This window comes from Microbacterium arborescens, assembly GCF_049707515.1.
GTDB lineage: Bacteria > Actinomycetota > Actinomycetes > Actinomycetales > Microbacteriaceae > Microbacterium > Microbacterium arborescens_B.
The window spans coordinates 252,690-261,281 of record NZ_JBNAFI010000006.1; the positions used below are offsets into that span (position 1 = coordinate 252,690).

Sequence of the window (8,592 nt, forward strand, 5' to 3'; positions counted from 1 at the left end):
CCATGGCCATCATCATCGACGCCCCCGCCCATGCCACAGAGCCGGCCGGACCCGGGCCGTCCCACGGCGCGACGGCCGGCCGGGACGGCAGCGAACGCCGGCGCGCCGCGCGCCGCATCCGCTCGTTCTTCCGACAGCCCACCCTGGTGCTCGCCGTCGCCGTTCTCGTCATGGTCGGGCTGTGGGCCCTCGCGCCGACCTGGTTCACCTCGTGGGATCCGATCGAGGGGGTGGCGAGCGACCGGCTGCAGCCGCCGTCGGCCGAGCACCTCTTCGGCACCGACAACCTCGGGCGCGACCTGTTTGCGCGGGTCGTGCACGGCTCGGCCACGTCGCTCGCCGCGACGAGCGTCGCCGTCGTCGTCGGGCTCACGGTGGGTTCGGTGTTCGGACTGCTCGCGGGTTTCCTGCGCGGCATCGTCGACGACGCGATCATGCGCTTCATGGACGTGCTCCTCGCGATCCCGAGCCTGCTGCTCTCGTTGGCGTTGATCACTGCGCTGGGCTTCGGGACGATCAACGTCGCGGTCGCGGTCGGACTCGCGAGCGTCGCGTCGTTCTCGCGGGTGATGCGCGCCGAGGTGCTGCAGGTCGCGACGGCGGTGTACGTCGAGGCCGCCCGCGTCTCGGGGGTGCGGTGGTACACGATCCTCGCCCGCCACGTGCTGCCGAACGCGTCGGGACCGGTCGTCGCCCTCGCCGCCCTCGAGTTCGGCGTCATGGTGCTGGCGATCTCGTCGCTGTCGTTCCTGGGATTCGGCGCACCGCCGCCGACGCCCGAGTGGGGGTCGCTCGTGTCGGGTGGCCGCGACTACCTCGCGGTGGCCTGGTGGCTCACGACGCTTCCCGGGCTCGTGATCGTCGCGGTCGTGCTCTCGGGTGGCCGCATCTCACGCGCTCTCGAACGCAACGGAGGAACCCGATGACCGCCCCGCACACGCCGCTGCTCGAGGTCGACGGTCTCGCCGTCTCGTACACGGTCGACGGCGAGACGCGCACCGCGGTGACGGATGTCTCGTTCTCAGTCGACCGCGGCGAGGTCGTCGCCATCGTCGGCGAGTCCGGGTCGGGCAAGAGCACGACCGCGCACGCCGTCATCCATCTGCTGGCACGCAACGCCCACGTCGATGCCGGCACCATCCGCCTCGACGGCGAAGACCTCACCGGGCTGTCGTCCCGGGCCTGGCGCGAGGTGCGCGGTCGGAAGATCGGACTCATCCCGCAGGACCCGGGGACGAGCCTGAACCCGGTGAAGCGCGTGGGCCGGCAGGTCGGCGAGCCGCTCGTGATCCACGGGCTCGCGTCGCGCCGCGGCGCCGACCGGCAGGCGGTCGAGCTGCTCGGGCTCGCCGGCATCCCCGAGCCCGAGGCGCGGGCGCATCAGTTCCCGCACCAGTTCTCGGGCGGGATGCGGCAGCGCGCGCTCATCGCCGCGGCGCTCGCGGCCGAGCCGCAGCTCGTGATCGCCGATGAGCCGACGAGCGCCCTCGACGTGACGGTGCAGAAGCAGATCCTCGACCACATCGGCACGCTCACCGACACCCTCGGCACAGCAGTGCTGCTCATCACGCATGACCTCGGCGTGGCCGCCGACCGCGCCGACCGCATCATCGTGATGCAGCGCGGACGCATCGTCGAGCAGGGACCGGCGAGCGCCGTGCTCGCAGACCCGCAGCATCCCTACACCCGCGCGCTCATCGCGGCGGCGCCGGGGCTGCGGGCGACGACGCATCCTCGGGCGGCGACGCATCCGCGGGCGGCGGATCCGCGGGCGACAGAGCCGCGGGAGACGAGAGTGCGGGCCGACGAGCCCCTCGCGCCGCTGCTCGAGGTCGCCGGGCTGCGCAAGGAGTTCGCGCTCCCCGGCCGCCGCCGACTCGTCGCGGTCGACGACGTGTCGTTCACGGTCGGTCGGGGCGAGACCCTCGCGGTCGTGGGCGAGTCGGGGTCGGGCAAGAGCACGACGGCGCGGCTCGCGCTGCGGCTCGAGCAGCCCACGGCCGGCAGCATCCGGTTCGACGGGGTCGATCTCGTAGCCGCCGGGCGAGAGCAGCTGCGGTCGCTTCGACGCCGGTTCCAGCTCGTCTACCAGAGCCCGTACGCGTCGCTCGACCCGCGTTTCACGATCGCGGACGTCGTCGACGAGCCGCTGCGCGCGTTCGGCGTCGGTGACCGGACCGCGCGAGCTGCCCGCGTCCGCGACCTGCTCGATCGCGTCGCGTTGCCCGCCGACACCGCGCGCCGCCGACCCGCCGAGCTGTCGGGCGGGCAACGTCAGCGGGTCGCGATCGCCCGGGCCCTCGCCACCGGTCCCGATCTCGTCGTGCTCGACGAGGCGGTCTCGGCGCTCGACGTCTCGGTGCAGGCGCAGATCCTCGACCTGCTCGTCGAGCTGCAGCGCGAGCTCGACGTGTCGTACCTGTTCATCAGCCACGACCTCGCCGTCGTCCGCGAGATCTCCGACCGCGTCGCGGTCATGCAGGAGGGCCGCGTGGTCGAGCAGGGCGCGACCGGCGACGTGCTGACGCGCCCACGCGAGGAGTACACGCGCCGCCTCATCGACGCCATTCCCGGGCGCGCCCGTGAGGCAATCGCATGAGCGAGGTCAGGCGCTGACGGTGACGAGGACGCGCTGCCAGCCGCTCGATCCGTCGGGCGCGATCGCCGCGCGCTCCTCGGTCTGCGTGTCGCCGTTCTTGTTGACGGCGCGCACCTCGACGTAGTGCGTCCCCGCCTCGGCCTGCCACTCGAGCACCCACTGCACCCACGTGTCGGCGTTGATGGGGGTCGACAGCGTCGCGGCCTGCCAGTCGCCGTCGTCGATGCGCACCTCGACACGGTCGATGCCGACCGTCTGGGCCCAGGCCATTCCGGCGACGGCGACGGTTCCGGCGGCGACCGGGGTGCCGGTCCGCGGGGTGTCGATGCGCGACGAGAACTTGATGGGCGCCTCCGCCGCGTAGCCGCGGGGCGTCCAGTACGCCTCGTCGGCCTCGAACGTCGTGACCTTGAGCTCGGTGACCCACTTGGTCGCGGAGACGTATCCGTACAGACCGGGCACGACCATGCGCACCGGGAAGCCGTGCTCGAGCGGCAGCGGCTCGCCGTTCATCGCGACGGCGAAGATCGCGTCGCGTGCGTCGTCGGTGAGCGCGTCGAGCGGGGTGGATGCCGTGTACCCGTCGACGCTCGTGGACAGCACCATGTCCGCGCCCGACTGCGGCCCCGCCATCCGCAGGATGTCTCGGATCGGGACGCCCTGCCAGATCGCATTGCCGACCAGGCCGCCGCCGACCTCGTTGGACACGCACGTCAGGGTGACCGCGTACTCGTCGAGACCCATGCCGACGAGGTCGTCGAAGCTCAGCTCGATGCGCTGATCGACCATGCCGTCGATGACGAGGCGCCACGTGGTGGGGTCGACCGAGGGGACGGTGAGCGCCGTGTCGACGCGGTAGAAGTCGGCGTTCGGGGTGATGAGGGGCGAGATCCCCTCGACGTCGAGCTCGGCCCCGTCCGGAATCGTGACGGTCGAGCGCGGCTCCGGGATGCGCAGCTCACGGCGAAGCGCGTCGACGGATGCGGTCGTCGCGTTCAGCAACCGTGCGCCGACACCGGCGATGACGGCCGCGAGGCCGACGCTTCCGGTCGCGACGAGGAACGCTCGGCGACCGACGCGGCGCTGCTCGGCCGCCGGGGTGGCGGGGGTGTCGGCGTCGGCGGCACCCGGTTCACCGGCCCACCGTCGGAGCCGGGTGATGAGGAAGACCAGGACGAACGCCCCGACGAGCGTGCCGACGACGGGAGGCACGAACGCGAGCGGGCTCGCGCCGGTGCGGGTGATGATCGCGGCCGTCGACAGCACGCCGGCGAGGCCGATGACGATGAGGCCGAAGGGGCGCGCGAAGAACTGCAGGATGCCGGCGATCGCAGCGGCGATGATGACCGCGAGCCCGAGGCTGCCCAGCAGCAAGATCTTGTCGGCCGAGCCGAAGGTCGCGATGGCGAACTCCTTGAGCGGCTGCGGCACGATGTCGATGACGAAGGCCCCGACCGCGAGGATCGGGCTGCTCTCGCGGGCGACCAACAGGGCGATCAGCTCGGCGACGGCGAGGAAGGCGGCGGCGCTGACGATGCCGGCGAGCGCGCTCCACAGCCCCCAGACCCAACGACGCGTCTTCGTCCGGTTCGCTGGTGCGGTTGATTTCGCCATCGCTGTCGCCTCTCGATCGGCAGATCACTCCTACCGTGCCTAGTGTGTTCGTCGCCGAGGCCGCAACGGATGGAAATCCGGCCGGGATGCTGAGCCGAGAGGCGAGCTGCTCAGAGGGTCTTCGCGAAGCAGCGTGAGAAGGCGTACTCGGTGTAGGGCTGGTAGATCGGGATCGGCGTGTAACCGAGCCGTTCGTAGAGCACGACGGCGTCGTGCTGACGGTCGCCCGTCTGCAGGATGACCCGGGCGGCGCCACGGGCGCGGGCGATGCGTTCGAGTTCGTCGAGCAGCGCCCGGCTGGCGCCGAGCCCGCGCGCCCGGGGATGCACGAAGACGCGCTTGATCTCGAGATCGCGGATGCTGTCGTGCGCGAGGTCGCGCAGCGCGCCGTGGCCGACAGCCGTGCCCACGGCATCCGTCACGAGCACCGTCGCCACGATCGTCGCCGGGTCGACGGCGAAGGCGCGAGCGGACCGCGCGGCCGCCTCCGGGTCGTCGTCATCGAAGCGGTCGGCGTACCGAGGGCCGACCTCGCGATCCATCTCGGCGCGGAGGGCGACGGCGCGCGGGTCGTCGTAGTCGACGTGCTCGAGCAGCCAGGGCCGCGCGGCGGGAACCGCGAGGTGCCCCGGCGCAACGGCATCGTCGGCCGGCTCGAGGTCGTATCCGAATGCGAGCAGCTCGATGAAGCGGCCGGGCTCCACCTCGACGCGGCCCTCGCGTTCGGGGAGACGGCGGAAGCCGAGCTTGGCGTACAGCGCGTGGGCGGCTGTCATCTCCGGCCCGCTGTTCATGACCACGCGATGCGAGCCACGTTCTCGCGCCAGGTCGATGACATGGCGGGCGAGCGCTTCGCCGACACCGCGTCCCCGGGCCTCGGGTGCGACGGCGAGCTGCCGGAAGTCCGTCTCACCCGGGCGCGCGACACCGGCGAGCGGACGGTTGGGTCGCGCGATCCACACGGAGCCGAGCAGCTCATCGGTCCCGGAACCCCCGGACCCGCTATCGACGGCGACCCAGACGTCTCCGGCACGGACGCGGCCGGCGACATCCCGCAGCGAAGCCAGGTACCCCTCGGACAGGTCGCCGTAGCTGTGCTGGTAGGCGCGGGCGGTCAGCTCGCCCGCCCGAGCGAACTCCTCGGTGCGGACGAGCCGGATGGTGAGCGCTGTCGCGGTCGATGTCACGCTGTGACGCTACCTCTCGCCGGGTCGGATCAGGATGCGGGCAGTCCGGGCGGGTTGATCGCGCTCTCCTCGATGCGCTCGGACTCCAGTCCCCACGTCTCGAGGACCTCGTCGTATTGACCGCCCTCGATGATGGCGTTGAGCGCGATCGAGACGGGCTCGATGAGGTTGTTGCCCTTGGCCGTCGCGGCGGCGATGTTCGCCGTCTGCGGCCATCCGCCCGGAACCAGGCCGACCAGCTTCGTGTCGCCGGTCTCGCGGGCCGACCATGCCGACGTGGCGTTCGGTCCGAAGGTGGCGTCGACCCGACCCGACTGGAGGGCGAGCACGGCGGCGGCGTTGTCGTCGTAGTACTGCAGCTCGGCCGGCGCCTCGCCCGCGGCTTCGAGCTCGGCGTTCCACGCCAGGAGCACCTGCTCCTGGTTCGTGCCCGACCCCACGACGATCTTCAGGCCCGAGATGTCGTCAGCTTTTTCGATCTTGTCGATGTCGCTGTCGGACCGGACGTAGAAGCCGAGAAGGTCCTCCCGGTAGCTCGCGAAGTCGTAGAGCTCCTTGCGCTCCTCGGTCACGGTGACGTTCGAGGTGATGAGGTCGTACTTGCCCGACTGGATGCCGAGGGGCCAGTCGGCCCACGCGACGACCACCGGGTTGTACTCGAGCCCGAGAGCCTCGGCGACCAGGGAGCCGATGTTCGGCTCGGTGCCGGCGGCCTCGGTCTCGCCCTCGGGGATGTAGCCGAGGGGCGGCAGGTAGGCCGAGTGGGCGACCGTGAGCTTGCCCTCCTCGACCGGCGTGAAGCCGCTCGCCTCAAGGGCCGCGACCGCCTCGGCGACGGGCTCGTCGAGGTGCACCCAATGGATGTCGTCGGTGGCGACGTTCGCGGTGGTGGGTGCCGGCGCGGCGGCCTCGGCCTCGGCCGGGCGGTTGAGGTTGACCGCGGTGACGATGCCGCCGACGACCGCGGCGATCGCCGCGACGCCGAGTCCGGCGGCGATGCCCTGCTTCTTGCTGATGGCCATGCTGGAGTGTCCTTGTCTCAGGTGGAGGGGTAGCGGTGCGAGCGGGAGTCTCAGGCGAGCACTTTGGCGAGGAACTCCCGCACGCGCGGATGCTTCGGCGCGACGAGGACCTCGCTGGGCGGACCTTGCTCGATGATGCGGCCGCCGTCGAGGAAGACGACGCGGTCGGCGACCTCGCGGGCGAAGCCGACCTCGTGGGTCACGATGATGAGCGTCGTGCCCAGCTGTGCGAGGTCGCGGATGACGTCGAGGACCTCGCCGACGAGCTCGGGGTCGAGAGCGCTCGTGGGCTCGTCGAAGAGGATGACCTTCGGTTTGAGCGCCAGGGCGCGTGCGATGGCGACGCGCTGCTGCTGCCCGCCGGAGAGCTGGCGCGGATAGTGACCGGCCTTGTCGCCGAGCCCGACGCGGTCGAGCAGTCCGAGCGCGAGCTCGCGGGCGTCGTCCTTCGACAGCCGGCCGAGGGCGATCGGCGCCTCGGTGACGTTCTCGAGCGCGGTGAGGTGCGGGAACAGGTTGAAGTTCTGGAACACGATCCCGATCTGTGTGCGGCGTTCGAGCACCGCCTTCTCGCGCAGCTCGTAAAGCTTGCCGTTCCGCCGTTCGTAACCGATGAGCTCGCCGTCGACCGTGACCGACCCGCGGTCGACGGTCTCGAGGTGGTTGATGGTGCGCAGCAGGGTCGACTTGCCCGAACCGCTGGCACCGAGGATCGCGACGACCTCGCCGGGCGCGACCGTCAGGTCGATGCCACCCAAGACCTCGACGCTGCCGTAGCTCTTGTGGACGTTGTGGATCTCGACGAGCCCACGGGTGGCGGCATCCGTGGCGGCATCCGTTGCGGCATCCGTCGCGGCATTCGTTGCGGCGGTCATGACTCTCCTCCGGGGGAAAGGCGGTTACCGACCGGCGGGGCATCCGCTCGCGGGAGCCGGCGGGGTGCGGGCGCGTCGTCGCCGAGCCGGGCCCACTGCACGGCGATCCAATGGCGTGCTCGCTGCAGGGGTGTCGGGGGCAGCACGCGTACCGAGCCGCGCGCGTAGTGACGTTCGATGTAGTACTGCAGGATGCTCAGCACCGTTGTGATGATCGTGTACCAGACCACCGCGACGAGCAGCAGCGGGATGACGCGGCTGTTGCGGTTGTAGATGACCTGCACCGCGTAGAAGAGCTCCGGGATCGCGATCACGAAGAGCACCGAGGTGCCTTTCACGAGACCGATCACCTCGTTGGTCGCGTTCGGGATGATGGAGCGCATGGCCTGCGGCAGCACGATGCGGCCGAGGCGGCGGCGCGGTGGGATGCCGAGCGCTGCGGCGGCCTCGAGCTGGCCCTGGTCGACCGAAAGCAGTCCGCCGCGGATGATCTCTGCGGAGTAGGCCGCCTGATGCAGGCTCAGGCCCAGGACGCCGGCCGCGAAGGCGCTGATCAGCTGCACCGTGGGGAACTCCACGATCCAGAAATCGGTCGTGAACGGGGTGCCGAGACCCAGGGTCGGGTAGAGGTAACCGAGGTTGTACCAGACCACTAGCTGCACGACGAGGGGCACGGAGCGGAAGAACCAGATGAAGCTCCATGCGGCGGCGTTCAGCAGCGGCGACTTCGCGAGGCGCGCGAGGGCGAGCACCGTTCCGAGCAGGAATCCGATCGTCGCCGACACCGCGGTGTAGACGAGCGTGAGGCCGAGACCCTGCAGCACGGGGTCCGAGAAGAAGTACTGCGCGAAGTAGTCCCACTCGTAGTTCTCGTTCGTCACGAGCGACCACAGGAACTGGGCCACGAGGAAGACCACTATCGCCGCGAGGGCCCACCGGAACCAGTGCCGAGTGCGGACGACGGGGATGTCGCCGAGGTCGACGCGCTGCAGGGCTGGCGCAGGGCCGCCGCCGGCGTGGTCGACGCGCGAGACGGTGTCGGTCATGCGGATCTCCTCGGAACGTCACGGATGCAGCGGCTGCTGCGGGTGGTGCAGATCGCACGACAGTAGGCCCTCGGAGAGTCCGGTGTCGTGGCGTCTCCTCACACGACGACACGCACGGAGATATGGCGTAACACAGACCCGCATACGCCTCGCAGGCACCGCGCAAAGCGGGTGGGCCGCCCCCTTCGTTAGGTCCAGGCGATCTGTGAGTCGTCGGTTTCCATTCGATGGGTGCACTCCCGAGCGTAG

Annotated in this window: 7 protein-coding genes; 2 read left to right on the top strand and 5 right to left on the bottom strand. The window is 70.7% G+C overall.

Annotated elements, in window-relative coordinates; all coding sequences use genetic code 11:
• Positions 1-2: 2 nt before the first annotated feature.
• Positions 3-926, top strand: a complete 924-nt coding sequence (locus ACPYN5_RS13205) for an ABC transporter permease (protein WP_424449443.1) — start codon at positions 3-5, stop codon at positions 924-926.
• Positions 923-2,599 carry a dipeptide ABC transporter ATP-binding protein gene (locus tag ACPYN5_RS13210; RefSeq protein WP_424449444.1) on the top strand — a complete coding sequence of 559 codons (1,677 nt, stop codon included), beginning with the start codon at positions 923-925 and terminating at the stop codon, positions 2,597-2,599. Before ACPYN5_RS13205 ends, ACPYN5_RS13210 begins: the two co-directional genes overlap by 4 nt.
• Before the next feature lie 6 nt (positions 2,600-2,605).
• On the opposite strand, the gene ACPYN5_RS13215 is transcribed toward ACPYN5_RS13210, so the two are convergent.
• From ACPYN5_RS13215 to ACPYN5_RS13235, 5 genes are all read right to left on the bottom strand, one after another.
• A complete protein-coding gene (locus ACPYN5_RS13215) occupies positions 2,606-4,213 on the bottom strand; it encodes a molybdopterin-dependent oxidoreductase (RefSeq protein WP_424449445.1) in 1,608 nt (535 codons plus the stop codon).
• A gap of 110 nt (positions 4,214-4,323) precedes the next feature.
• Positions 4,324-5,400, bottom strand: a complete 1,077-nt coding sequence (locus ACPYN5_RS13220; protein ID WP_424449446.1) for a GNAT family N-acetyltransferase — start codon at positions 5,398-5,400, stop codon at positions 4,324-4,326.
• A gap of 29 nt (positions 5,401-5,429) precedes the next feature.
• The gene (locus tag ACPYN5_RS13225) at positions 5,430-6,422 is read right to left on the bottom strand and encodes an ABC transporter substrate-binding protein (protein WP_424449447.1); all 993 of its coding nucleotides are present in this window, start codon (positions 6,420-6,422) and stop codon (positions 5,430-5,432) included.
• A 50-nt stretch (positions 6,423-6,472) separates the two neighbouring features.
• A complete protein-coding gene (locus ACPYN5_RS13230; RefSeq protein ID WP_424449448.1) occupies positions 6,473-7,297 on the bottom strand; it encodes an amino acid ABC transporter ATP-binding protein in 825 nt (274 codons plus the stop codon).
• Positions 7,294-8,343, bottom strand: coding sequence for an amino acid ABC transporter permease (locus ACPYN5_RS13235; protein ID WP_424449449.1), 1,050 nt, complete (start codon positions 8,341-8,343; stop codon positions 7,294-7,296). The genes ACPYN5_RS13230 and ACPYN5_RS13235 overlap by 4 nt, the downstream gene beginning before the upstream one ends.
• Positions 8,344-8,592: the final 249 nt, after the last annotated feature.

Excerpts from the sequence above, each read along its gene's own strand:
- ACPYN5_RS13205 (WP_424449443.1), top strand. The coding sequence starts at position 3 with ATGGCCATCATCATCGACGCCCCCGCCCATGCCACAGAGCCGGCCGGA.
- ACPYN5_RS13210 (WP_424449444.1), top strand. The coding sequence starts at position 923 with ATGACCGCCCCGCACACGCCGCTGCTCGAGGTCGACGGTCTCGCCGTC.
- ACPYN5_RS13215 (WP_424449445.1), bottom strand. The coding sequence starts at position 4,213 with ATGGCGAAATCAACCGCACCAGCGAACCGGACGAAGACGCGTCGTTGG.
- ACPYN5_RS13225 (WP_424449447.1), bottom strand. The coding sequence starts at position 6,422 with ATGGCCATCAGCAAGAAGCAGGGCATCGCCGCCGGACTCGGCGTCGCG.
- ACPYN5_RS13230 (WP_424449448.1), bottom strand. The coding sequence starts at position 7,297 with ATGACCGCCGCAACGAATGCCGCGACGGATGCCGCAACGGATGCCGCC.
- ACPYN5_RS13235 (WP_424449449.1), bottom strand. The coding sequence starts at position 8,343 with ATGACCGACACCGTCTCGCGCGTCGACCACGCCGGCGGCGGCCCTGCG.